Below are 24,272 nucleotides of genomic sequence, written 5' to 3'. Positions count from 1 at the left end.
GGCGGCGCGGTCCCCCAAAAAGGGACGGCGCCGCCGCAGCTGTCACTTCTCCAGTCGGGCTACGCCCTCCCTACGAAGTGACAGCTGCGGCGAGTCTCATCCTGATTGACGCTGAGTCTCACCTTGATTGTCGCGCGGCAGGCGACGCCCGCACCTGGGCCCAGGAAAGCTACGCAATCGCCAAGAAGGACGCCTACCAGCTTCCCAGCCTGCCGACGTGCACGACGAAGGGAGACGTAGCCCTCTCCGACGCCTACCAGGCGGCCGCCCGGAAGGACGCAGCCCTGCAGCTCGAGAAGGCCGGCATGCGGATGGCCAGCGAACTCAATCGCATTCTGGGCTAGCGCCTCCAATCGGGGGCTGGGGCACACATGGGGCACAGGTGACGCGAAGGGTCGCCTGCGCAGGCCTCGCCCGACTCAGGCCAGATCCATCGAGGCTTGCTGCCCGTGGCTCGCCATGGCATCCGTCCCGCGAGATCAGGCCGAGGCCTAGCTGTTTGTGCCCCATGTGTGCCCCAATCATCACACGGGAACCGAGCGAAAAGCTAAGACATTGATTTCATTGGCGTGCCGGATTAGCTCAGCTGGTAGAGCAGCGGTTTTGTAAACCGAAGGTCGCGGGTTCGAGTCCTGCATCCGGCACCGTTCTTCTGAAGGCCCGCATGCGCATCTTCATCGACGCCGACGCCTGTCCGGTGAAGGACGAGACCTACAAGGTCGCCGCGCGCTACGGCCTGACCACCACGGTGGTCTCCAACAGCTTCATCGCCATTCCGCCGTCGAAGCTGATCGCGCGGATGATCGTCGACGCCGGGCCCGACGTGGCCGACGACTGGATCGCCGAGCGCGTCGAGCCGGGCGACATCGTGGTGACCAACGACATCCCGCTCGCCGACCGGGTGCTGAAGGCCGGCGGCGTGGCGATCGCGCCGAACGGCCGGCTGTTCACGCCCGACAGCATCGGCTCGGCCCTGGCCTCGCGGGCAGTGGCCGAGCACATCCGCTCCATGGGCGAGATGACCGGCGGGCCGAAGCCCTTCGCGTCGGCCGACCGTTCGCGTTTCCTTCAGGCGCTGGACGAGGCGGTGAACCGCGAGAAACGCCGCCGCCGTTAGACCCGCCTTGCCTCGGTCCGCCCTGCGCGGGTATGGCCTCGGCCGAGACGACCGCTTCGAGGAGACTTCCAAGCATGCGCCATCCGGGTCTGACGCTCGCCGCCGCGGCCATCGCCGCCGCCGCGCTTTCCGCGTGCAACAAGCCGGCGAACGCGCCGCCCGCCGAGACGACGACCACCTCGACGCCGACCGCTGCGCCCGCGCCGATGACCGACGAGGAGAAGAAGGCCGCGCTGGCCAAGCTGCCCGCGCCCTACAACGCCGCCGACCTGGACAACGGCGAGTCGAAGTTCGCCCTCTGCTCCACCTGCCACACCCTGCAGCAGGGCGGGCCGAACATGACCGGACCCAACCTCTATGGCGTGTTCGGGCGCAAGGCCGCGACCTCGCCTGGTTTCACCTACTCCGACGCCCTGAAGGCGGTCGGCTGGAGCTGGGACGCGCAGCATCTCGACAGCTGGATCACCGACCCCAAGGTGGCCGCGCCAGGGACCAAGATGACCTTCGCGGGCCTGAAGGATCCCAAGGATCGCACCGACGTCATCGCCTATGTGATGATCCGGACCGGCTTCAAGCCCTAGGCGGCATGTCCGTACGGTAGAGCCCGCTCGATCAACTCAACCTTGACGGGCAAACGCGCCGCGCGCATCGTCGCCGCGTCCCCTGACGGGCTGGGCCCGGCCAGGTGGACAACCACCGTCGGCGAGCCCCATCCGCCGGCGACCGTGTCCACCGGCGCAACGTCCCCCACGTTCGTGAGCTGGCGCGCACGCTCAAGGCCTTCCCCGGCGACGGGGGAGGCCTTTTCTTTCTAGCTCTGGGCCTCAGGCGTCGTAGCCGGGCAGCTCGCGATCCAGCTTGCGCAGGGAGCCCGGCCAGGCCAGCGCCCCGCCGATGCCGCGGGCGACCTGGCTCCTGACCTCGGCCTGCGAGGCGTCGGGGGCGATCAGCACCCCGTCCTTGCCGCCGCTGAGCGCCTTCACCTGCATCGTGCAGGCGCGCTCCAGATAGTACATGCCCACCCAGCAGTTGGCCGCGGAGTCGCCCACCGCCAGCGTGCCATGGTTCCGCAGCAGCATCAGGGTCTTGTCGCCGATATCGGCGACCAGGCGCTCGCGCTCGTCATGGTTCAGCGCGATGCCTTCGTAGTCGTGGTAGGCCAGCCGCGGCAGGACGATCAGCGCATGCTGCGAGATCGGCATCAGGCCGGACGCCTGCGCGGCCACCGCCACCCCGTCGTCGGAGTGCAGGTGCATCACGAAGTGGGCGTCCTCGCGATTGGCGTGGATCGCCGAATGGATCGTGAAGCCCGCCGGATTGATGAAGTAAGGCGTCTCCTGGAGGATGTTCCCCTCCAGGTCGATCTTCACCAGCGAGGACGCGGTGATCTCCTCGAACAGCATGCCGTAGGGATTGATCAGGAAGTGGTGCTCCGGCCCCGGGATGCGCGCGGAGATGTGGGTGTAGATCAGGTCGTCCCACCCGTAGAGCGCCACCAGGCGGTACAGCGCCGCCAGATCGACGCGGGCCTGCCACTCCTCGGCGCTGACCTTGCCCTTCAGCGAGCCTGTGCCCGCAACCGATCCATCCGCCATGGCTTGGCCTTCCGTTCCTGAGGTTCGAGTTTCAGAATCCGCCCCGCAAGGCGGCGCGTCAAGCTTGGCTGCGGGTTCGCGCGACCGCATCCAGCCAGCGGGCGTAGGCGGCTTCGCGGCGATGCGGCGCGATAGCTGGGCTATAGAGTTCGGTCTTCGGGCGGGCGTTCGCCGCCTCCTCGACGTCACGATAGACGCCTGCGCCGACGCCGGCGAACAGGGCCGCGCCGAGAGCGGAGGCCTCGCCAAAGGTCGCACGCGCCACGGCGACGCCGGTCAGGTCAGCGAGCCGCTGGCTGAACCAGGCGCTGCGCGACATTCCGCCGTCGATCCGCAGCTCCAGCTTGGCGTGGAACGCCTCTGGCGCGTCGGCGCGCATGGCCTCGATCAGATCGCGGGTCTGCAAGGCGCTGGCGTCGAAGGCGGCGCGGCTGATCTCCGGCAGGCCGGCGTCGCGGGTCAGCCCGACGATCGCGCCCCGCGCGCCGGCGTCCCACCAGGGCGCGCCGAGGCCGGTGAAAGCCGGCACCAGCACCACGCCCAGGTCGTCGCGCGCCGCCATGGCCAGCTTCTCCACGCCCTGCGGCCCGCCGCGGACCTGCAGGCCCTCCTCCATCCATTGGATCGCCGCGCCGGCGATGAAGATCGCGCCTTCCAAGGCGAAGGTCGCCTTGCCGCCGATGCGGGCCGCCACTGTCGTCAGGAGCCGCGCCTTGGAAATCGGCGCGGTCTCGCCGGTGTTGAGCAGCATGAAGCAGCCGGTGCCGTAGGTGGCCTTCATCTCGCCGGGCCGGATGCAGCCCTGGCCCATCAGCGCCGCCTGCTGGTCGCCGGCCACGCCGCGGATCGGGATCGCGCGGCCGAGCAGATCCGCGTCGGTCTCGCCATAGTCGCCGGCGCAGTCGCGCACGTCCGGCATCAGGCTGAGCGGCACATCCAGCATCTCGGCCATGGCCGGCGACCAGGTCTGCCGGCGGATGTCGAACAGCAGGGTTCGCGAGGCGTTGGTGGCGTCGGTGGCGTGCACCTTTCCGCCGGTCAGTTTCCAGATCACCCAGGTATCGATGGTGCCGGCTAAGAGGTCGCCGGCCTCGGCGCGGGCGCGGGCGCCGTCCACGTGATCCAGCAGCCAGGCGATCTTGGTCCCCGAGAAATAGGGATCGAGCAGCAGGCCGGAGATTTCGGTGACCTCCGCCTCACGCCCCGCGTCGCGCAGTCTGTCGCAGATGTCGGCGGTTCGGCGGTCCTGCCAGACGATCGCCCTGTGGATCGGGACACCGCTCTTCCTGTCCCAGATCACCACCGTCTCGCGCTGGTTGGTGACGCCGATGGCGGCCACCTCGGACATCGACCGCGCCGCCTTCTGCACCGCCTCGCGCAGCACCTCCGCCGAGGCGCGGAAGATCTCTTCGGCGTCATGCTCGACCCAGCCGTCAGCCGGATAGAACTGCTCCAGGGGCCGGCCGGCTTCGGCCAGGGCGCGGCCCTTGGGGTCGAACAGGATCGCCCGGGTGCTGGTGGTTCCCTGATCGAGCGCAAGGATCAGCGGCTCGGTCATCACATCCCTCATTTTTGTCGTTGCTCCCGGTTTAAACATGTTTTCATCGGCGTCGCCCATTGTCGCCGTTTCAGCCTCACCGACAGAATGGAGGGATGGGCTTGAGCGTCGCGATGAGCAGCGAAAGCCTGCTGGAACTCGCCAAGAGCCGCGCGCCCGCGGATCGCGAGCGCTTGCTGCTGGGCATTGTGGAACTGTGCGACGCGGGCGAGGGGACCGCAGCGGTCGTCTCACCGCAGATCCAGGCCCTCCTGAACTCCATCTTCCTGGGTCTGGTGGCCGGCGCCGAGCGGGAAATCCGCAAACGGCTGGCCGAGAAGCTCTCGACCGCCGAATGGGCGCCGCCGGCGCTGATCAACGTGCTGGCGCTCGACGAGATCGAGATCGCGCGCCCGGTGATCGCCTCCAGCCCGCTACTCAAGGACGTCGATCTGATCCGCCTGCTCGTCGAGGCGACGATCGAGCATCAGATCGAGGTGGCGCGCCGGCCGAACCTGGGCGCCAGCGTCGTCACTGCGATCCTCAGCGCCGCGGAGCCGGCGGTGATGACCGCCCTGGCCGGCAATGCCTCCGCCGAGCTCGGGCCAGGCGACTTGCAGCGGCTGGTGGAGGCCGCCCGCGAGGTGGCCTCGCTGCGCATCCCGCTGTCGAAGCACCCGGGCCTGACCGGCGACCTGGCCCTGCGGCTGTACATCTGGGTTGGACAGGCGCTGCGCCAATCGCTCGCCGACCGATTCCGGTTGGCCCCCACGCTGATCGAGGCCGCCCTCGCCCAGTCCGTCGCGGAAGCCCACATCGCCGCGCCGAGCGGCCAGGGCGCCGTGGTCATGGCGCGCGACGGCGATCGCGAGGCCATGGAGGCCCGCCTGATCGAGAAGCTGCACGCCGCCGGCCAGCTGCGCGCCGGCTATCTGGTGCGGGCCCTGCAGGAAGGCCGTCTGTCGCTGTTCGTCGCGGCCCTGGCGACGCTGGGCCGCTTCGAGATGGACCATGTGCGGCGCGTGATCGACTCTGACCGGCCGGAACTGCTGGGCTTGGCCTGCGCCGCCGTCGGCATCGATCGCAGCGTCTTCCCGGCCATTCTGGAGATGATCCGTAGCCTGAACAACGGCCGCCCCGGCGGCGGGCCGGAGGGCGCGCGGCGCGCCATCGGCGCCTTCGGCCCGGTCAGCGCCCAGGTCGCCGCGACCGCGTTCCGACAGGCCGCGCTCTCGGTTTGACAAGCGGCTGAGCTTGACCGCTTCTGCCGGTCAGGACCCAGCCTGACCGCGAGCCCCAGCCGCCATGCGCATCGCCTTCACCGCCAGCGAACGCCCCGAGGCCCAAGAGGGCCGCGCCCGCATGGTGAAACGCTACGGCGAGACCCCGATGGAAGAAGCCGAGGTCATCGTGGCCCTGGGCGGCGACGGGTTCATGCTGGAGTGCTTCCACGACCACATGGCGCTGGGCGTGCCGATCTACGGCATGAACCGCGGCTCGGTCGGCTTCCTGATGAACGACTACAGCGAGATGGGCCTTCTGGAGCGTATCGCCGCGGCCGAAAAGGCGGTGATCCACCCGCTGCGGATGACCGCCACCGACGTCGACGGCAACAGCCACGTCGCCCTGGCGATCAACGAGGTCTCCCTGCTGCGCCAGACCCGCCAGGCGGCCAAGCTGCGCATCTCCATCGACGGGAAGCTGCGCCTGAGCGAACTAGCCTGCGACGGGGCGCTGGTCTCCACGCCCGCGGGCTCGACCGCCTATAACCTTTCGGCGCACGGGCCGATCATCCCCCTGGACGCGCGCGTCCTGGCGCTGACCCCGATCAGCGCCTTCCGCCCGCGCCGCTGGCGCGGCGCGCTTCTGGCCCACACCGCCAAGGTGACCTTCGAGATCCTCGAGGCCAGCAAGCGCCCGGTGAGCGCCGTGGCCGACAACATCGAGGTGCGCGACGTCATGGACGTGCACATCGCCGAGGACCGCGAGGTGGCCCTCCACATGCTGTTCGACGAGGGCCGCAGCCTCGAAGAGCGCGTCATCGCCGAGCAGTTCTCCGCCTGACCGGGTGATCGCCGGCCCGCGCGTGCGACGAACCGTCGCTGTGGAAGTCCAGTCAAAACCGTGGGTTGCCTCACACCGGTTATTAACGGGTTCGGGCCTATCCTGAGGCGTAGTCATCTGGAGGGCGTTTCGTGAGCCAGCAGAATTCCGGTCATTTCATCCAGCCGAACAACGCGCTGCGCCTGAAAGTGGGCGGCGGCCGTCTGGGTGCGATCGATCCGGCCGCCATCGCCAAGGCGGAAGCCGCGCTCAAGAGCCTCGCCAGCAATTTCTCGCAGTGGCTGAACGACGAAATCGTCAAACTCGACGCCGCCCGCCAGCAGGTGAAGACCACCGGCGTCACGCCCGAGACGATGGAAAACCTCTATCTGCGCGCCCACGACCTGAAGGGCCTGGGCACCACCTACGGCTACCAGCTGATCACCCGTATCGCCGGCTCGCTCTGCCGGATGATCGACGACAAGGAAAAGCGCGCCACCGTGCAGCTGGAACTGGTCGACGCCCACATCGACGCTATCAAGGCCGCCGTCCGCGACGACATCAAGTCGGACGAGCACGCGGTCGGTCGCGTGCTGGTCGAAGAGCTGGAACGCCGGGTCAAGGCGATGGGCGCCTAAGCGTTCCCTCCCAAGCTACCGACTACATTACATTTTCCAGCGGCTCCGCGACCGCGCCGTAGCCGGCGTCGGGCGGCAGGACCAGCACGCGGCCCGAGGACCGCTGTTCGATCTGCGGCTGAACGGTGACCAGTTTGCGCGCCGCCGCACGCGCCACGGCGTCCTGCGCGCCTTTCGCCTCCGCCAGCAGCTGCAGGTTCATTCGTGTGGGGAAGATCACCTTGCGCTCGCCCGCGGCGGCCAGGCGCAGGGCCTCCGACGGCGCGATCCATTCGGCGTCCACCGTCTCGCGCCCGTCGCAGGCCGCCAGCTGCTCGGCCGGCGCGGTGACGGCGTAGAACCAGGTGTCAAACCGCTTGGGCGTCAGCGGCGGGGTAATCCAGCGGGCGAAGACCGTCAACGCGTCCAGGTCGAGATAGGCGTCGAGGCGCGACACCACGTCGATGAACCGGGTCGTGCCCGCGTCTACGGCCTTACGGACCGCCATAGGACAGGCCTCGCCGCTCATCGGCTGCCCATCGCGGCGGCGGGCGAGCAATATGCCGGCCTCCTCGAACACCTCGCGGATGGCCGCGATGCGTAGGCCACGCTGATTGGCGTCATAGGCCTCCCAACCTACGGTATGGATTTCCCAGTTCGGATCGTGGTCGCCCGCATGGCTCTTGCCGCCCGGGAAGACCAGCGCGCCTGACGCGAAGTCGATCTGGTGGTGGCGCTTGACCATCAGCACCTCGAAGGTGGGGTGGTCGCGCAGCAGCAGGATGGTGGCCGCCGGCTTGATGTCGGCGCTGGTCGGTGTTTGGGGCATGTCCCGAGCTTGGGACCTGGGCGCCGCAAGCGCAAGCGGCCGCCGCCCCGGGGCGTCAGGCGCTCTGGCTGGCGTCGACCTCGGCGCGGGCTTCCGCGGAAACCTCGTCCATCTTGTCTAGCAGATAGTCGACGTCCTCGCGCGAGACGGTCTGCGGCTGGGTCAGGAACCGTTGCAGCATGCGCTGCTGGAACCGCTCCAGATCGCGCGCGCCGCCGTCGAATTCCATGGCGTGATAGGTGTCGACGGCGCAGCGGAAGGCCGGGAACAGGCGCGCCGGCAGCCCGGCCCGCTCGTAGATCGCCCGCAGGCCCAGCGGCCCGGCGTCGTGAATCATCAGCCAGGTGCGGTGATGCGGAACCCCGGCCAGCTCGGCGATGCCCCATTCGAAGAAGGTGATGTGGCCCTGGGCGACCCCGCGCAGCAGCAGCGAAGGCGTCAGCCGCCCCTCGGACGCCAGATGGCCGACGAATCCTTTGATATCGGCGGCGCGGCCGGCCTGGTCGACCAGGTCCATCGTGGCCCGCTCGGCGGCGCCCACAGCCAGGGTCAGGGCGGTGTCGGCTGCGATGGCGTGATGGGCGATCAGGTGATCGCGAAGGTGGTCGCCCACCAGAGTGACGAGCTTCTCACTGACCGACAGCGGCAACACGTTGCGATAGGCAACCGCCGCCAGCACCTTCTCGTGCGTCTCGAAGCGGGCCATCACCTGCTGCAGGGCGCCCTCGGCGAAGTCGGCGTTGTCGTTGGCGCAGGCCGCGGCCACGGCCCGGTCGCCCCCATGCTCGGCGATGGCGTCGGTGACGGGGCGCGACAGCATCGGACGGCGCGCGATGGCCAGCTGGCGCACCGGGCCGCCCAGCCGGACGATGTCCACCAGGTCGCTGTCCAGGAACACCGGAGAGAAGTTCAGCAGCGGCAGCGAGATGGCTTCGACGTCCCGCGCCAGCTTCAGCGCCACATCGCGTGGCACCAGGGGCGAGGATTTCAGGGTCACCGCCAAGGCGCGGCGCACCAGCTCGGCGGCGTCGCCGGCCATGACGCGCAGGATCTCCTGGGCCGTGGCGCGATCGTCGATGGATAGCTTGGTGGTCTCGATGGAACGGCAGAGCTTATAGGCCGCGGCGGCGCGGATATCCGGCGTCGCGCCCTTCACCAGGGTGCGGATATCGTCCTGCGTCAGCGCTGAGCGCGTGGTCGCCATGTCGGTCCCAGATGCGGGCGCGAGCCCAACCCCAGGCTCTGAATTCCCACGAGTCTGACTGTCGGCGATCATGCTTAACGGCGGGTTAGGAATCGAATCTGTGGACGACGCCGCCCAGGCGATCGCGAGCGGGTTCGGGCTCGCCACGAGAAGTGCCGACCTCAATTCGGACAGGTTGAGAACAAGAATTGAACAAGTATTCAATCGTCTATTGAAAATCTATTTTAGGTTGAATGGAAACAATACCCATCCCGGGAGTTGTCATAAACTACGGGAGCCAAAATAATGAACGTCAACAGGATTCTGGTCGTTGAGGATAATTTCATTCTCAACTTCGAGCTTTGCGAATTCCTGCGCGAATCCGGCCATGAGATCAGATCCGTTTACTGTGGGCAGGCCGCGTTCGAGGCCATCAATCGACACGAACATCTCCTCGCACTGCTGACGGACATCGACCTGGGGCCGGGCCCTGACGGCGTCGATGTCGCGCGCTATGCGCGGGCCTTTTCGCCCCATCTGCCGGTGGTCTTCATCTCCGCGGCCCGGGACCCACGCCATGAATTCAACGGCATCGACCGATCGGAATTCGTCGCCAAGCCGTTCCAGCCGCAGCAGGTCGCCGATGCGCTCGCCCGGGTGATCCGTCTTGAAGCCGCTTGAACCTTGGCTCTGGCGGCTGGCGGTGCTGACCATGGGCGCTATCGGCTACGGCCTGGCGGCTACTGCCGCGATGCTGGCCCGGGGCTAGAAACCCTTCCCTTGCGCGGACCCTGATGCTCTAGCATGCGGCAAAAGCTGGAGATTCACGCGTGCTGCTTCAGGGCCTGAAGGTTATCGATTTCACTGCCTACATCGCCGGCCCCGGCGCAGCGGCCATCCTGGGCGACTGGGGCGCGGACGTGATCAAGGTCGAGCGGCGCGAGGGCGACGCCATGCGCCACGTCTTCGCCGACCTGAAGAACGACATCGGCGCGAACCCGACCTTCGAGCTCGACAACCGCGGCAAGCGCGGGGTCGTGCTGGACATCACCAAGGCCGCCGGTCGCGACGCCTTGGCCAAGCTCGCCGAGACCGCCGACGTGTTCCTCACCAACACCCGGCCGGTGTCGCTTAGCAAATACGGCCTGGACGAGGCCACCCTGCGCAAGGCGAACCCAAGGCTGGTCTACGCCGTAATCACGGGCTACGGCCTGGACGGCCCCGACGCCCATCTGCCTGGCTTCGACGTCACGGCCTTCTGGGCCCGGTCGGGTATCGGCTACATGACCGCACCCAAGGGCGTGGAGCCCTTCATGCGCACCTCGGGCATGGGCGATCACTGCACCTCGCTGGCCACCGTCTCGGCCATCCTGGCGGCGCTCTACGAACGTGAGCGGACCGGCGTCGGGCGCATGGTGCAGACCTCGTTGCTGGCCACCGGCGTCTATCTCTGGGGTTCGGACCTGGCGGTGCAGTTGAAGCTGGGACGCGTCGCCTCGATCCGCCCGCGCGAAAACCCGATCAACGCGGTCGCCAACCACTTCAGGAGCGCCGACGGCCGCTGGTTCGTGCACAACCCGCGCGGCGGCTCGGGCGGCTGGGAAAAATTCCTTGGCGTCGCCGGCCGGCCGGACCTCGTCACCGATCCGCGCTTTGCCACCGGCAAGGAGCGCCGCGCCAACGCCCGCGAACTCGCCGTCGAGCTGGAGGCCGCCTTCGCGGAGCTTCCCTTCGACGAGATCGCGCGCCGGCTCGACGCGGCCGACCTCGTCTGGGCGCGGTTCCAGACTCCGGCCGAGGTGGACGCCGACCCACAGATCGCCGCCGCCGGCGGCTTCGTGGAGGTCGACGACGGCCAGGGCGGAACCTACCGCTCCCCGGCCAGCCCGGCCGTCTTCCCGGGCGAGCCGCAGCCGCCTCGCCCGCGTGCGCCGCGCCTGGGCGAGCACACCCGCGAGGTCCTGGCCGAGATCGGCTATTCGGAGGACGAGATCGAGGCGATCTTCGCGGCCGAGGCGGCGGCCTAGACCCTGTCCCGGCTGACTTGATTCAAGTCAGCCGGGAAAGAACAGGGTCGTCGTCTATATCTGGAGCCCTTCTTGTCCACTCAGGTTGATCCAACCTGAGTGGGAAGGGCTCTAGCTTTTCCGGCTCTCGGAAAGCATCTTCAGCATCTCGTTGGTGAACAGGGAGCCGGTCAGGCGCGCGCCAACGCCCATTTCGCCAGTCGCCTGGCTGCCGCGGAGGATCAGCGAGATCAGTTCCTCCTGCTGGGCCTTGTGGTCCACGCCGCGGGCCGAGGCGTACTGGATGAAGCCGCCGTCCTCAGGAGGCGCAGCGGTGGGCGGCTCGATCGGCGTGGCCGAGCCGGCGGTCTTGGTCAGGTTGGCGTAGACCTGACCCACGGTCGCGGCCTGTCCGCCGGGGTAGAAGATCGCCTTGTTAGCGTGGGCGGCGTCGGGGAACAGGTGGGCCGCCGTGGCGCCGGGCTGGCGCTCGGCCGCCTCGATCAGCTTGGCGGAGCCCTGCGGACCCAGGAAGTGGGCGGCGTAGAGCTCGCCGGCGGTGGGCGAGCGGCCGGTGCGGCCCTTCAGATAGGCCGCCGAGTCCGAGGTCATCTCACCGGCCATCAGCGAGGCGGCGTGCGGGTCGAGCCGCAGGTCCATCACCGCGCGGTGCGCGTCGGACCCGTTTACATGGTAGCGGCCGTCGCTCCCCTTCTCGATCAGGTCAGCGTAGCGGGCGTAGCCGTGCTTGGCGCCATGCTGCTTCAGGGTGGAGAGCCAGGTCTGCTCGACGAACTGGAAGAGGCCGGCGGCGGACGAGGCGCCGGACTTGGCCGCCGGGTTCATGCCGCTCTCGCGGCCGGCGGTCTTCATCAGGAACGAGAAGTCGACGCCAGTCGCACTGGCGGCGCGCTGGATCGCCGACTCAACGACTCCACGGATTCCCTCGATCGCGGCCATGGAGGCGAGTCCTGAACCATCGTGGTTAATGCGCCGCTAACCATATCGACGGTGACGCCCCGCCTTTAGGGCTCTGCGATCCGCTTGGCGGTCGGAGTGCGGCCGTTCTGGTGCAAGGTCACGGCCGCGGCCCGCCCGCTCGGTGGCACGTCGAAGGTGAACTGGGCGTCGACCAATTTCGAAAAGAACGCCGTGGGGCTTTCCGGAAAGACCCGGCTGGGCGATTGGCCCGTCAACTGGATGAACAGTTGCGCATCCTTGCGCGTGACCGCCAGCACGACGCCCGGCGCGAACTGGTAGCGCCCGACCAGGGCCTCGAGCGCCTGCGGCGCGAGCGCGATGGCGTGACGTCCGCCCGCGGGGTCCGGTGGCGTGGGCGCCAGCGGCGCGCCGTTCAGGATGTGGGCGCCGATGTCGTCGCCGCCCCGGGCCGTGGCGGCATTGGTCAGCACCACGACGCCGACGCCGGTCTTCGGGTCGAAGCCCATGTAGCTGCGGTAGCCGCCGGTGCCGCCGTTGTGCCAGACGATCTCGTCGCGGTTCGGCGGCGAGGCGATGTGCCAGGCCAGCGCCACCGAGAGATTGGGGACGCCGGTGGGCCTCCGGGCCGTCGTCCACTCCGCCTTCATCGCCGGCGCCAGCGGTGTCTTCACATAGCCGAGTTCCGCGCCCAGGAAGGTGAGCATATCCTCTGCATCGGAGCGCAGGGCGCCGGCCCCGGCCAAGGCGTCCAGGTCCCAGTTGGCGGCGGGGTCGAGTGCAGAGTCGTGCCCCTTGGCCAGCCGCGCCTTGAGCGCCGGCGAAAGCGTGATCGTCGTGCTGGTCATCCGAAGCGGCTCGATGATCCGCCGCTTCACCAGGGTCTCGTAGTCGACGCCCGCGCGGCGGGCGAGCGCGTCACCCAGCAGACCCACGGCGAGGTTCGAATATTCGTACTGCGAGCCGATGTCGCGCGGCAGGCTGTAACCGGCCAGGAATTGGAAAAGCTGGGCCTCGCCGTAGTCGGCATAGGGATTGTCCCAGTCCTTCGGCGCGAAGTTGGTCGGCATCCGCGGCAGGCCCGAGCTTTGGGTCGAGATGTCGACGAGCGTGATCTGCTTGCCGTTGCGCTCGGGGACCTTCGTCCCAGGCGGCAGGTACTTCACGACGGGGTCGTCCAGCTTCACCTCGCCGGCCTGGACCATCTCCGTCAGCACGAGGGAGGTGAAGACCTTGGTCATCGACCCGATCTCGAAGACCGTGCGGCCGTCCACCGGTCTGGGATCGGCCTTGTCGCTCACCCCATAGGAGACGATGCGCCGGCCGTGGGCGTCGATCACGCCCACCACGATGCCGACGCCCGAATGCTCGGCCTTGATGCGCTGGCGCAGGATCGCCTTGATCTCCGCGTCACTGGGCGTGACCCATACGGCGGCGGCCGTCGGCGTCTGGGCCCCTGCCTTCGGCGCGCCGCCCACGATCAGCAACCCCGCCGCCAGCGCGGCCAACAGCTTGCGCATCCGAGACCCCTCAAGATTTTCGCCATCATCGCCTAGTCTCGGCCGAATGCACTGATCTCATCGATCTGCCGCTGAATGCGGCGTGCTTGGCGGCGCGGCGGCAGCCGTGGCGTAGCGTTCGTCCTGTCCGGCGCCTGCGTCCACCCGTCGTCCCCGCCCGTTCTGCAGAGATAGTCCGACGGGCGGGGGAAAACTTACAGCCGGACGTTACTTCTTCTGGTCGTCCGGCTTCTTCTCGTGCGCCGCGGCCTGGGCGGCGTGCTGGGCCGCCGCCTGGGCATGCTGGGCCTGAGCCTGCTGAGCCTGAGCCTGCTGCGCGTGCTGCGCCGCGGCGGCCTGAGCCTGCGCAGCCTGAGCATGCTGCTGCGCCGCCGCCTGAGCTTGTTGCTGCGCGGCCATCTGGTGCTGCTGGGCCTGCGCTTGCGCTTGCGCCTGCGCCTGATGCTGCTGAGCCTGAGCCTGACGAGCCGCGTCGTCATGGGCGTGGCTGGCGGCCTGCTGCTGCGCCCTCTGCTGGTCGCGGGCCTGGTTCTGGGCCTGCTGTTGTTGCGCGTCCTGACGGGCGTGGTTCGCGGCGTCCGCCTGGGCCCGCTGCTGGTCGCGCGCCTGGTTTTGAGCTTGAGCCTGCTGCTGATGCTGGGCCGCGTCACGGGCGCGATTGGCGGCGTCCGCCTGGGCGCGCTGCTGGTCCCGAGCCTGGGCTTGGGCCTGCGCCTGCTGCTGCTGATGCTGGGCCGCGTCACGGCTATGGTTGGCGGCGTCGGCCTGAGCGCGCTGTTGATCACGAGCCTGAGCTTGAACCTGGGCCTGCTGCTGATGCTGAGCCGCGTCGCGCGAAGAGTTCGCGGCGTCGGCCTGGGCCCGTTGCTGGTCGCGGGCCTGAACGTGAGCTTGGGCCTGGGCTTGCGCCTGTTGCTGACGCTGGGCGTCATTGCCGGCCCGGTTGGCCGCATCGGCCTGGGCGCGCTGCTGCTGTTGGTCGCGGTTCCCGGCCTGGGCGGCGCGCCATTGGGCGTTAGTCTGGTCGCGCGCGGCGGCGGCCTGGGCTTCAGCCTGTCCCGGAGCCTGCCCCGGGCGGCCCTGCGGCCCCACGATCGGCGGCGGTCCGCCGCGGTCCTGGGCGAAGTCGCGACGATCGCCCGTAGGCGGGCCCTGACGCATCGGCGGCGCCTGCGGAGCCGCGGCGATCACCGGCGCGATCCGCTGGACGTAGGCCTGGCGCTGAGCGCGTTCCTGCTGGAACGACGCCTGCTGCGGCTGCTGGCGCTGGACGTGCTCGTCATGGAAACGGCGCCAGTCGGGGTTGCGCTGCTGCTCCTCGCCCCAGCGCTGCTGGTCGGCCAGCACGCTGTCGCGGCGCGCCCGCCAGTCGGCGGCATAGGCGGCCTGCCGCTGCTCATGGATGGCCGCGTCGTGCAGGCGCTGGCCGCGGTAGAGGTACTGAGCGGCGACCGCCAGCAGGCTCGCGCCATAGCCCGGATAGGGCTGGCCGTAGCTGTCATAGACCTCGACCAGGCCGCCGTTGTCATAGGCGTACGAGTAGTCATGGTCGCGGATCAGGAACGGATAGTCTTCGCCCGCGTGATAGAAATACACGCGCTCGCCATAGGACGTCTGCTCGACCACGCGGTAGTCACCGCCGCTGGAGCGCCAGACCCAGGGCTGCACGCCGTCGTAATCGACGGTGTAGTCCGGCGGGCTGTCGGCGAAGGTGTCGCCGATATCATAGGCGTCGTCGATGTAACTGTAGACCGGCCGGCGGGCGGAAATCCGGGTGATCGGCGGCGCGGGCGGCAGGTCGCTCGCGGCGGGCGCGGCGGCTTCGGGCGGCGGCGCGGCCTCGGCCAGCGGCAGGCTCGCGATCGGCGCGCCGGTGACAGGCGCTGCGGATTGCTGGTTGCACGCGGCGAGCATCAAGCTCGTGGCGGCGGCGGTCAGGAGAAGGCGGCGGTAGGACATGATACGAAAACCCCGCAGAAGCTTTGCCGTTCCGATTTCGATGTCAGGAATGTGACTCGGCGAACATGAACCGGGCAGGAACGCGGCCTTCATGAGAACCTCGACCGCGGGCATCCAGGCTCTTGACGGCTAGTTTCACAAGCGTAATTTATTACGCATGTGAAACGCTAGTGGAGTCCGCCATGGTCGTCCGTCAAGCCGTCCCCCTGGGTTTCGAAACGCGCACGAGCCGGCCCCGACTGCCGCCCCATATCCGAGCCGCCGTCGCAGCCTCCGTCGGCCTGCATCTCGTGGCCGTGCTCTACCTGGCCTACGCGAAGTTCAATCCGCCAGCCCCAGCGGCGGTCACGCCGGATGAGGTCTTCTCCGGTGCGGTCGTCACCCTGCAGCCGAGTCATCCGAAGGTCGCGCCGCAGCCACTGCCGCCGTTGAAGGTCCATGAGACAGCGATCCCGCAGGATCCTCAGATCCAGACCCTGCCGACCAAGCCGATCCAGATCGAGACGCCACTGCCGTTCAAGCTGGTCGACACGATCCCGCAGACCGCAGGCGTGATCACCGATCCGCCGCAGCCGCCGGTCACGCACAGTATCGGCAACCCCAGCTGGGTGCGTAAGCCGACTGGCGAGGAAATGGCCGGCGTCTATCCGGACGGCGCGCTACGGCGCGACCTCAGCGGCTCGGCGACCCTGGTCTGCACGGTGGCCGCCGCCGGCACGGTCCGCGACTGCCGCGTGGGCGCCGAGACGCCCGCCGGCGCCGGCTTCGGCCCGGCCGCCCAGAAGCTCGCCCGCTATTTCCGGATGTGCCCGCAGACCCTGGACGGTCAGCCGGTGGACGGCGCCACCGTCAACATCCCGATCCGCTTCAGCGTCCGCTGAGCTGAAGCGCGAGCGGACTGGGTGTCCAGCTACTTCCCAGGCTGGGCGCCCAGTTTGCGCGTCAGGTACTCCGCCGTCGCCGTGTCGGCCTTCAGCCACGAGGCGTAGCGCAGGAAGCCGTGGATCTCGTCGGGGATCACCATCTGCTCGAAGTCCACGCCCTTGGCCTCCAGCCGCTGCGACAGGTCGATCATCTCGGCGAAGTGGACGTTGCGGTCGTCGTCGCCCTGGATCAGCAGCACCGGCGAGGTCCAGGTCCCGATGTCGGCGATGGGCGAGGCCTTGAAGGCCGTCTCCATGGCCTGGGCGAGATCGCCCTTCTCATAGCGGTCGGTGCGCGCGCCGTACTGACGGGCCACCGTGCGCGACCAGTCATGGACGCCGTGGAAGTCGACCCCCGCTTTGAAGATGTCGGAGTTGCGCGCCAGCGCCAGCGCCGTCAGCAGGCCGCCGTAGGAGCCGCCCCAGATGCCGATCCGCTTGGGGTCGACGCCCGGCGTCAGTTGCAGGAAGCGGCCGGCCGCCGCCACGTCCTGGTATTCAGACGAGCCGAGCGCGCCGCCGTTCGGCCAATGCTGGAAATCCCAGCCGTAGCCGATGCCCAGGCGGTAGTTCACCGACAGCACCGTGAAGCCGTGCGCGGCCATGTACTGGTTCATGGCGTAGGCGTTCGAATAGTAGTCCATGTAGGACCAGCCCAGGATCATCTGCCGGAACGACCCGCCGTGGACGAAGATCACCGCGGGCGTGGTCTTGCCTCCCGGCGCCTGGAAGAGCTGGCCCTCGATGGTCAGGCCGTCCGGCGCTTTCCAGCTCACCTTCTTCGGGACCACGAACTTCGCGCCGGCGAACTCGGCGGGCGGCGCCTGACCGGCGAGCTCTCGGCGGGCCGAACCGTTGGCCGCCATCACGTCCACCACTGGCGGATTCTTCGCATCGGCTCCGATGAAGGCCACGCCGGTCGAGAGCGCCGCGGGACTCCATTCCAAGGTCGCGCCACTGCTTAAAGGCACGGGTGCGCCGCCGTCGATCGAGACGCGGTAGAGGTGGCGGCGCTGGTTGTCGTCCGGGTCCTTGCCGGTGTTGGCCGAATAGATCACCGACTTGCCGTCGCGGCCCATGGCGATGTGCTCGACCATGAAGGCGCCCGGGGTCAGCAGCTTCGCCTCGCCGCCCGCCGCCGGGATCGAATAGAGGTGAGGCCAGTTGTCGGCCTCCGAAAGGAAGACCAGCTTGCCCATCGACGTCCAGGCCAGGTTCGCTTGGCCGGCGACGTCCGGATAGGAGCCGTGCAGGTCCTCACCGCTTTTCCAGACGCGTTTGCCCACGCCCGTCGCGGCGTCCGCCGTCCAGATCGCCCAGGGGCGCGGCTGGCGCTCCAGCAGCGATTGCGGCGCCCCGCCGCGGCCGGGCTGGCGGGTGAAGGCGACCTGCTTGCCGTCCGGCGACCAGACGGGCTCCCGGTCGATCCCGGTGGAGGGCGCAAGCCATTCGACGGGCTGGTCGGCCCCGGAATAGAGGCCGATGAAGCCATGGTCGCCGTCGCGCAGGGAAGAGAAGGCCAGCCTCGTGCCGTCCGGCGACCAGCTAAGCTCGCTGTCCTTGCCGCGGTCGAAGAACAGCTTCTTCGCGCCCGTCCCGTCCATCTTGGCGGTCCAGACCACGCCGTCCTTCAGATAGGCCAGCTCGCCCTTTGACGAGATCGCCGGTGCGTCGCCCTCGACGATCTTCACCGCCGGCTTGGCGCCGGTGGGGTCCGCCAGCCACAGGGTCACCTTCGGCTCGTCGGCGGAGAGCGCCGGGTCCGGCGATAGATTGCCCGCCGCAGGCCAGTTGCCGTCGTGGTCGCCGCCACGCACGAAGACCAGGGTCTTGCCGTCCGGCGAGAAGGTCAGCTGGGTCAGCTCCTGCCCGTCGTCGGCGGTGAACTGGGTCACCTGCCGGGGCGTGAAGTCCGGCCCTTCTGCCGCCCAGAGGTTGCGCACGCCCTTGACGTCGCGCACCCAGGCGATGCGGTCGGCGTGTTCGGCGCTGACCAGGCCGAGCGTGAACGGATAGGCGATGGCGTCGGCGACCGTGAAGCTGTCCGCCGCCCTGGCCCCGCCGCCGGCCGCCAGCATCGCGACGCCCAGCGCCGCTCCGACCCACAGATTTCGCATGCAACTCCCCCTCAGTAACTCTTCGGCAGGCCCAAGACCCGCTCGGCGATGAAGTTGAAGATCATCTCGCGGCTGACCGGCGCAATCCGCGGGATCATCGCCTCGCGGAAATAGCGCTCGACGTCGTATTCCTTGGCATATCCCATGCCGCCGTGGGTCAGGACTGCGGCTTCGCAGGCGCGGAAGCCGGCCTCGCCGCCCAGGTACTTGGCCGCATTGGCCTCCGCCCCGCACTCGAGGCCGGCGTCGTAGAGGGCGGCGGCCCGGAACGCCATCAGGTTGGCGGCCTCCAACTCGGCCCAGCAGCGCGCCAGCGGATGGGCGATGCCCTGGTTCTGACCGATCGGCCGGCCGAACACCACGCGCTCCTTGGCGTAGCCGGCGGCCCGCGCCAGCGCCGCGCGGCCCAGGCCCACCGCCTCGGCTCCGATCAGCACCCGCTCAGGGTTGAGCCCCTGCAACAGGTAGTAGAAGCCCTTGCCCTCCTCGCCCACCAGGGCGTCGGGCGGCACAGCCAGATCGTCGATGAAGACGGCGTTCGACTCCACCGCCTTGCGGCCCATCTTGGCGATCGGGGTCGCCTGGATCTTCTCGCGGTCGAAGTCGACGTAGAACAGGCTGATGCCGTCGGTGGCCCTCTTCACCTCGGCGCGCGGCGTGGTGCGGGCGACGATAAGCATCTTGGTCGCGCGCTGGGCCATCGTCGTCCACATCTTCCGACCACGGATGACATAGCCCTCGTTGGTGCGCACGGCGTGGGTCGTCAGGCTGGTGGTGTCGAGGCCGGCGTCGGGCTCAGTAACCCCGAAGCACATCTTGTCCTGGTTGGCGATCAGCCGCGGGATCAGCTTCTGCTTCTGCTCGGCGGTGCCGAACTTCACCAGCGGCATCGGGCCGAAGATGTTCAGGTGCAGCGCGCTGGCGCCGGTGAAGCCTGCCCCGCTCTCGGCGACCGCCTGCATGGCGATCGCAGCCTCGGTGACGCCGAGACCCGAGCCGCCCAGCTCGACGGGCATGGCGGCGCCCAGCCAGCCGGCCTCGGCCATGGCGGCCACGAAATCTTCCGGGAACTCGCCGGTCTCATCGGTGCGCCGCCAGTAGTCGGCGTCGAAGCGGGCGCAGAGCCGCAGCACGCCCTCGCGGATCGCCTGCTGATCGTCGGTGAATCCATAGGCCGTCATGCCGCAAACCTCGCAGGGTCGAACCGCGTCGCATAGGGGCCAGGATCGGCGCCGGTCACCTGCGCCGTGACGATCCGCGCGACCAGGGGCGACAGCAGCCAGCCGTTGCGCCGCGCGCCGACCGCCAGGATCACGCCCGGCGTCACTGAGGCGCCCACCAGCGGCCGCCCGTCCGGCGACGCAGCCCGAACCCCAGCTGAGACGCCGAAGGTCGCGCCCGCCAACTCCGGGAACAGCCGCGCCGCCGCCGCGACCAGGGGCGCGAGGCTCGCAGCGTCCGGTTCGGCATCGTCCCGGCCCGGCTCCATCGTCGCCCCGATCGCCAGGCCGTCGGCGCCCGGCACGGCGTAGGCGCCCTCGCCGCGCAGGCTCACGCGGCCGCCGCGCCGGTCGGCGTAGCGCAGGATCTGGCCCTTGATCGGAGTCAGCTTGTGGAGCTCAGGCGCAACGTCAGCGAGGCCCTGCGCCGCCCCGGTGGCGATCACCAGCCAGTCGGCGTCGCCGCGTTCGCGGACAGCCTGGGCTTTGAACGCCACGCCCACCGCCTCGGCCGCCTGCCGCAGCACCTTCAGCGCCTGGCGCGGGTCGAGCCGCCAGTCCTCGCGCAGGAACAGCGCCTCGACATCGGCCGACACCCCCGGGGCAAGCCCCATCAGCAGCGAGCTCGGCAGATCCGCGCCTCGGAAACCTAGCCGCGTGAGCCCGGCGCGCACCGGCGCCAGCCAGGCCGCAGAGCCCACGGCCGCCGTTCCCGATCGGTCGACCTCGACGCCGGCGCGCGCCGCCAGCGCCGGCCACAGGTTCCGCGCCGAAAGCAGCAGGTCGAGGTCGGCGTCATCGCCGCCGTCCAGGACCGTTTCGAACACCGGCGCCAGCATCCCCGCCGCCACCGACGACGCCTGAGGCGCCTTCGCCGGATCGCAGACGGTCACCGCGCAACCGGCGTCGGCCAGCGCCAGGGCTACGTTGAGCCCCAGCGCGCCCGCGCCCGCCACGATCACCCTGGGTCCATGCGCCATGGGCCTAACGAGCCGTCCGGCCCGTGAAAATCAAGCCCAACCCCGCCTACGTCTATTCGGCGGCGATGTTCACCGGCCTGGCGCCGCGGTCCCTGAAGTTGATCTCCTGGAGGTACTTGATGCCCGCCTCGGCGATATCGTCGCCGACCATCTTGTCGCCCTCGGCCTTCAGCTCGTCCATGTCGACGTAGGTGGCGTAGAAGGCCCGCGTGCGCTCAGTGATCAGGCCGGCGTTGTGCAGGGTCTTGATCAGCACACGAAAGATATTGGTCTGGCTCTTCAGCCGCTCGCGGCGCGCGTCATCGTTCTGGATGATGGCGCGGACGCCCTCCAGCACCAACTCGGGGTCCATGCCGAAGTCGCGGTAGACCTGGGATTGCTGGATCGGCGAGCCCAGGTTGAACAGCAGGCTCTGGAAGCAGTGGGCGGCCCAGTCCTCGACCGTCTCGCGCTCTTCGGCGCTCATCTTCGGGATGGTGCGGTCGGCCCAGATCTTCCCGAATTTGTGGTGGAAAGCCTCGTCGGTCATCACCAGCTGGAACAGCTTGCGGGCCAGCGGGTCGCGGTTGAACTGGAAGCCGGTGGCGAAGGCGCCCATGGCCAGGCCTTCCACCAGCATCTGCATGCCGATGATCTTCTTGTAGACCTCCGGCGCGGAAATGATGTCGACCAATAGCTGCTGCAGCACCACGCCGCACGGCCGCGGCCGGCCCCAGCGGGCCTTGATATATTTGGCGAAGGCGGTGACGTGCCGCGCCTCTTCGCGGGTCTGGTTGGCGGCGTATTCCTGCGCGCCCTGGTCCTTCAGCACATGGCAGAGGCTGGCCGACAGGTTCAACGCGCCCTGCTCGCCGTGCAGGATCGAGGAGAACTGCCACAGCGCCATCTCATTGATGAACTTCGCCTTCTGGCCGGTCTTCTCGAGATGTTCGAGGACGTAGGGCACGCCCAGGCTGACCACCTGATCGTCCGGCAACAGGGCGTCGTTCTCCATGTCCCAGGGCTCGGAGAAGTCGATGTACTTGGGGTCCAGCGGATCCCAGAAGTGGTCGTGGGTCGCCGAGATGATCTTGTCGAAGGCGGTCGAGCGGGCGTTGTAGCGGTCGAGCTCCAGCATGGACTCGAAATCGTCGGGCGCGACGGCGTCGTAGAGAATGTCTTTGGTGATGTTGCCGTCGGCCATCTGATGTGTCCTCCCTTTGGCTCGCGAATGAGAACATCAAAGCGGCAACTGAACAATGATCTCTTACGTCACAGTCCGCCACGAAACGCGCGCGCGCGGCCGCGTCGCGATCGTCACCATCGACAATCAGAAGAAGCTCAACAGCCTGTCGTCGGGAGTGATGGCCGAGTTCGTCTCCGTCTTCGCGGACCTGGCCGCTGAGCGCGACCTGCGCGCTGTCGTGCTGACCGGCGCCGGCGACAAGGCCTTCATCGGCGGAGCCAACATCGACGAGATGGCCGCCCTGCCCTCGCCGGCCGCGGCGCGCGCGTTCATCCTCAAGGTGCACGGCTGTTGCCGCGCGATCCGCGACCTGCCGGTCCCGGTGATCGCGGCGATCAACGGCTGGTGCCTCGGCGCGGGAATGGAGATTGCCGCTGCCTGCGATATGCGCCTGGCGGCCGAAACCGCGATCTTCGGGATGCCGGAGGTGAAGCTCGGCCTGCCCTCGGTGGTGGAGGCGGCCCTCCTGCCCTCGCTGATCGGCTGGGGCCGCACGCGGCGCATCCTGATGACCGGCGAGACCTTCAGCGCCGCGGACGCCGCGGCCTGGGGCCTGGTGGAGGAGACCCATCCGCCCGCCCTGCTGTTCGCGGCCGCTGAAGCCTTGCTGGACCTGTTGCTGGAGGCCGAACCGCGCGCGGCGCGCATCCAGAAGGCCCTGATCCGGGCCTGGGAGGACCTGCCGGTCACGGCGGGCGTCGCCGCCGGGGTCGACGCCTTCGAGGACGCCTGGACCACGGACGAACCTGCGACCTCGATGGCCCGCTTCCTGGCCGAGCGGGCGGCGGCCAAGGGGCGTTAGGCGACGGCGGGCTTCGCCTCGCCCCAGCCCTGATGCCACTCGGGCTCGCCGGCATAGCGCGCGGCGAGGAAGTCCACAAAGGCGCGGACCTTCGCAGCCAGGTGGCGGGCGTGCGGATAGACCGCATGCACATGGATTAGCTGGGACTCATAGGCGCAGAGCAGCGGCGTCAGCCGACCGGCCCGCAGGTCTTCGGCGGCCGCGAAGGCCGGAGTCCGGGTGACGCCCAGCCCGCGCCTGGCCGCGGCGACGCAAGCGTCGGCGCCGCCGAACCGCAAGCGTCCATGCACCCGAACATCGAAGCTCTCGCTCCGGCTCCCGTAGGCCCAGACCGTCGGGTCGCGCATGTTGTTGTCGAGGATCGCCTCGTGGTGCGCGAGGTCATGCGGCGTGGCCGGCGCGCCGGCCGCTTGCAGGTAGCCCGGCGAGGCGCAGGTCACCAGCCGCACCGCCGCCAGTTTGCGCGCGATCAGCGAGGAATCGCCGAGCTCGCCGATGCGGACGCCTACGTCGAAGCCCTCCTCCACCAGATTGACCATCCGGTCGGTCGCCGAGACGTCCAGAGAGACCTCCGGATAGGCGGCGGCGAAATCCAGCAGGGCCGGCATCAGCTGGGCCGCCCCAAACGACACCGGAGCCGAGATCTTCAACAGGCCCCGCGGCCCGCTCTGGTCCCGGACGGACCCCTCAAGCGCCTCGAAATCCTCCAGCAGGCCGCGGGCGCGCTCCAGGTAAGCGCGGCCGGTGTCCGTGAGCGAGACGTCCCGCGTCGTGCGATTCAGCAGGCGTGCGCCCAGCCGGTTCTCCAGCCGGGCCACCAGCTTCGACACCTGGGCGCTGGAAACGCCCAGCCGCCGCGCCCCTTGCGTGAAGCTGCGGGCGTCCGCGACGGCGGCGAAGGCGTTGATCTCATCGAACCGATCCATGGACGATCCCGCTCTATTGCTTCCCAAACGGAAACATAATTGTGCGCTCAAGCCGGATTATCAACCAGACGGCGTGGGCGCATTTTCCGCTCACACCAATTCCAAGGCACCTCGAAAGCGAGAGAACCATGTCGAAACCCCGCACCGTCGCCGTCATCGTCGGCAGCCTCCGCAAGGAATCCTTCAGCCGCAAGCTCGCCAAGGCGATCGCAGCCGAAGCGCCGACCCACCTGAAATTCGACTTCGTCGACATCGGCCAGCTGCAGTTCTTCAATCAGGACCTGGAAGCCACGCCCACCGCCGAATGGACAGCCTTCCGAGACCGCGTGAAGGCGGCCGACGCGGTCCTGTTCGTCACCCCCGAGTATAACCGCGGGATGCCCGGCGTGCTCAAGAACGCCATCGACGTGGGCTCACGCCCTTATGGCGCCAGCGTCTGGAACGGCAAGCCGGCCGCGGTGGTCAGCAATTCGCCGGGCGCCATCGGCGGCTTTGGCGCCTATCACCACCTGCGCCAGTCGCTGGTGTTCCTGAACATGCCCACCGTGAACCAGCCGGAGACCTACGTGGGCGGCGTCGCGGCGATGTTCGACGAGAACGGCGAGCTGACCAACGAGGCGACCCGCGAGTTCCTGACCGGCTTTGGCCAGGTGTTCGCCGACGGCATCGAAAGGCATTTGAGCTAGACGCCCCGGAGCGAGATGACGATGACGCTTCCCACCCTATTCATTCCC

Annotated in this window: 23 protein-coding genes and 1 tRNA gene; 12 read left to right on the top strand and 12 right to left on the bottom strand. The window is 68.8% G+C overall.

Annotated elements, in window-relative coordinates; translation table 11 throughout:
* From VHS75_RS22415 to VHS75_RS22400, 4 genes are all read left to right on the top strand, one after another.
* On the top strand, positions 1 to 344 hold a 344-nt coding region (locus tag VHS75_RS22415; protein WP_329640854.1), incomplete at its 5' end, for a S1/P1 nuclease.
* Positions 345 to 571: 227 nt separating this feature from the next.
* Positions 572 to 644 (top strand) — tRNA-Thr (locus tag VHS75_RS22410).
* A gap of 20 nt (positions 645 to 664) precedes the next feature.
* Positions 665 to 1,117, top strand: coding sequence for a YaiI/YqxD family protein (locus tag VHS75_RS22405; protein WP_329640853.1), 453 nt, complete (start codon positions 665 to 667; stop codon positions 1,115 to 1,117).
* 74 nt (positions 1,118 to 1,191) lie between these two features.
* Complete coding sequence (locus VHS75_RS22400) at positions 1,192 to 1,698, top strand: cytochrome c family protein (RefSeq protein ID WP_329640852.1); 507 nt, start codon at positions 1,192 to 1,194, stop codon at positions 1,696 to 1,698.
* A 243-nt stretch (positions 1,699 to 1,941) separates the two neighbouring features.
* Here the strand turns inward: VHS75_RS22400 and VHS75_RS22395 are convergent, their stop codons facing one another.
* Both VHS75_RS22395 and glpK read right to left on the bottom strand, forming a co-directional pair.
* Positions 1,942 to 2,712 (bottom strand): class II aldolase/adducin family protein, encoded by a 771-nt coding sequence (locus VHS75_RS22395; RefSeq protein WP_329640851.1) that lies wholly within the window; start codon positions 2,710 to 2,712, stop codon positions 1,942 to 1,944.
* 58 nt (positions 2,713 to 2,770) lie between these two features.
* Positions 2,771 to 4,270: a glycerol kinase GlpK gene (glpK, locus tag VHS75_RS22390; RefSeq protein ID WP_329640850.1), complete on the bottom strand. Its 1,500-nt coding sequence runs from the start codon at positions 4,268 to 4,270 to the stop codon at positions 2,771 to 2,773.
* Positions 4,271 to 4,383: 113 nt separating this feature from the next.
* Between glpK and VHS75_RS22385 the strand changes: the two genes are divergently transcribed.
* The 3 genes from VHS75_RS22385 to VHS75_RS22375 all read left to right on the top strand — a co-directional run bounded on the left by VHS75_RS22385 (position 4,384) and on the right by VHS75_RS22375 (position 6,930).
* A complete protein-coding gene (locus VHS75_RS22385; protein WP_329640849.1) occupies positions 4,384 to 5,490 on the top strand; it encodes a DUF2336 domain-containing protein in 1,107 nt (368 codons plus the stop codon).
* A 64-nt stretch (positions 5,491 to 5,554) separates the two neighbouring features.
* Complete coding sequence (locus VHS75_RS22380; RefSeq protein ID WP_329640848.1) at positions 5,555 to 6,313, top strand: NAD kinase; 759 nt, start codon at positions 5,555 to 5,557, stop codon at positions 6,311 to 6,313.
* A gap of 131 nt (positions 6,314 to 6,444) precedes the next feature.
* Complete coding sequence (locus VHS75_RS22375) at positions 6,445 to 6,930, top strand: Hpt domain-containing protein (RefSeq protein ID WP_329640847.1); 486 nt, start codon at positions 6,445 to 6,447, stop codon at positions 6,928 to 6,930.
* 22 nt (positions 6,931 to 6,952) lie between these two features.
* Here VHS75_RS22375 and VHS75_RS22370 read toward each other — a convergent pair whose 3' ends face one another.
* Positions 6,953 to 7,738: an NUDIX hydrolase gene (locus VHS75_RS22370; protein ID WP_329640846.1), complete on the bottom strand. Its 786-nt coding sequence runs from the start codon at positions 7,736 to 7,738 to the stop codon at positions 6,953 to 6,955.
* 55 nt (positions 7,739 to 7,793) lie between these two features.
* Positions 7,794 to 8,942, bottom strand: coding sequence for a DUF2336 domain-containing protein (locus VHS75_RS22365; RefSeq protein ID WP_329640845.1), 1,149 nt, complete (start codon positions 8,940 to 8,942; stop codon positions 7,794 to 7,796).
* 285 nt (positions 8,943 to 9,227) lie between these two features.
* Between VHS75_RS22365 and VHS75_RS22360 the strand changes: the two genes are divergently transcribed.
* Both VHS75_RS22360 and VHS75_RS22355 read left to right on the top strand, forming a co-directional pair.
* Entirely contained in the window at positions 9,228 to 9,602 is a 375-nt protein-coding gene (locus VHS75_RS22360; RefSeq protein WP_329640844.1) for a response regulator, read from the top strand.
* 149 nt (positions 9,603 to 9,751) lie between these two features.
* On the top strand, positions 9,752 to 10,948 hold the full coding sequence (locus tag VHS75_RS22355; protein WP_329640843.1) for a CoA transferase: 1,197 nt from the start codon (positions 9,752 to 9,754) through the stop codon (positions 10,946 to 10,948).
* Between the two features lie 111 nt (positions 10,949 to 11,059).
* On the opposite strand, the gene VHS75_RS22350 is transcribed toward VHS75_RS22355, so the two are convergent.
* From VHS75_RS22350 to VHS75_RS22340, 3 genes are all read right to left on the bottom strand, one after another.
* Positions 11,060 to 11,887, bottom strand: a complete 828-nt coding sequence (locus tag VHS75_RS22350) for a transglycosylase SLT domain-containing protein (protein WP_329640842.1) — start codon at positions 11,885 to 11,887, stop codon at positions 11,060 to 11,062.
* Positions 11,888 to 11,952: 65 nt separating this feature from the next.
* Positions 11,953 to 13,386 (bottom strand): serine hydrolase, encoded by a 1,434-nt coding sequence (locus VHS75_RS22345; protein WP_329640841.1) that lies wholly within the window; start codon positions 13,384 to 13,386, stop codon positions 11,953 to 11,955.
* A 207-nt stretch (positions 13,387 to 13,593) separates the two neighbouring features.
* Entirely contained in the window at positions 13,594 to 15,345 is a 1,752-nt protein-coding gene (locus VHS75_RS22340) for a hypothetical protein (RefSeq protein WP_329640840.1), read from the bottom strand.
* Positions 15,346 to 15,527: 182 nt separating this feature from the next.
* Between VHS75_RS22340 and VHS75_RS22335 the strand changes: the two genes are divergently transcribed.
* Positions 15,528 to 16,226 (top strand): TonB family protein, encoded by a 699-nt coding sequence (locus VHS75_RS22335; RefSeq protein WP_329640839.1) that lies wholly within the window; start codon positions 15,528 to 15,530, stop codon positions 16,224 to 16,226.
* A 29-nt stretch (positions 16,227 to 16,255) separates the two neighbouring features.
* Here VHS75_RS22335 and VHS75_RS22330 read toward each other — a convergent pair whose 3' ends face one another.
* Genes VHS75_RS22330 through VHS75_RS22315 form a run of 4 tightly spaced genes read right to left on the bottom strand, consistent with a single transcriptional unit; the run spans position 16,256 to position 21,768 of the window.
* Complete coding sequence (locus tag VHS75_RS22330; RefSeq protein WP_329640838.1) at positions 16,256 to 18,385, bottom strand: prolyl oligopeptidase family serine peptidase; 2,130 nt, start codon at positions 18,383 to 18,385, stop codon at positions 16,256 to 16,258.
* Positions 18,386 to 18,396: 11 nt separating this feature from the next.
* Positions 18,397 to 19,566, bottom strand: a complete 1,170-nt coding sequence (locus VHS75_RS22325) for an acyl-CoA dehydrogenase family protein (RefSeq protein ID WP_329640837.1) — start codon at positions 19,564 to 19,566, stop codon at positions 18,397 to 18,399.
* A complete protein-coding gene (locus VHS75_RS22320) occupies positions 19,563 to 20,585 on the bottom strand; it encodes an FAD-dependent oxidoreductase (protein WP_329640836.1) in 1,023 nt (340 codons plus the stop codon). The genes VHS75_RS22325 and VHS75_RS22320 overlap by 4 nt, the downstream gene beginning before the upstream one ends.
* A gap of 52 nt (positions 20,586 to 20,637) precedes the next feature.
* Positions 20,638 to 21,768, bottom strand: a complete 1,131-nt coding sequence (locus VHS75_RS22315) for a ferritin-like domain-containing protein (protein ID WP_329640835.1) — start codon at positions 21,766 to 21,768, stop codon at positions 20,638 to 20,640.
* Positions 21,769 to 21,823: 55 nt separating this feature from the next.
* On the opposite strand from VHS75_RS22315, the gene VHS75_RS22310 reads away from it, so the two are divergent.
* Positions 21,824 to 22,612 (top strand): enoyl-CoA hydratase, encoded by a 789-nt coding sequence (locus tag VHS75_RS22310; protein ID WP_329640834.1) that lies wholly within the window; start codon positions 21,824 to 21,826, stop codon positions 22,610 to 22,612.
* Here the strand turns inward: VHS75_RS22310 and VHS75_RS22305 are convergent.
* On the bottom strand, positions 22,609 to 23,538 hold the full coding sequence (locus VHS75_RS22305) for a LysR family transcriptional regulator (RefSeq protein ID WP_329640833.1): 930 nt from the start codon (positions 23,536 to 23,538) through the stop codon (positions 22,609 to 22,611). The two genes, VHS75_RS22310 and VHS75_RS22305, sit on opposite strands and share 4 nt — an antisense overlap.
* A 128-nt stretch (positions 23,539 to 23,666) precedes the next feature.
* Here VHS75_RS22305 and VHS75_RS22300 point away from each other — a divergent pair, with 128 nt between their 5' ends.
* A complete protein-coding gene (locus VHS75_RS22300) occupies positions 23,667 to 24,224 on the top strand; it encodes an NAD(P)H-dependent oxidoreductase (RefSeq protein ID WP_329640832.1) in 558 nt (185 codons plus the stop codon).
* Positions 24,225 to 24,272 lie beyond the last annotated feature (48 nt).

It is taken from the genome of Phenylobacterium sp. (assembly GCF_036264965.1).
Classification (GTDB): Bacteria; Pseudomonadota; Alphaproteobacteria; order Caulobacterales; family Caulobacteraceae; genus Phenylobacterium.
Note: the sequence above shows the minus strand (reverse complement) of the source record. Positions and strands in the feature narration are given on the sequence as shown.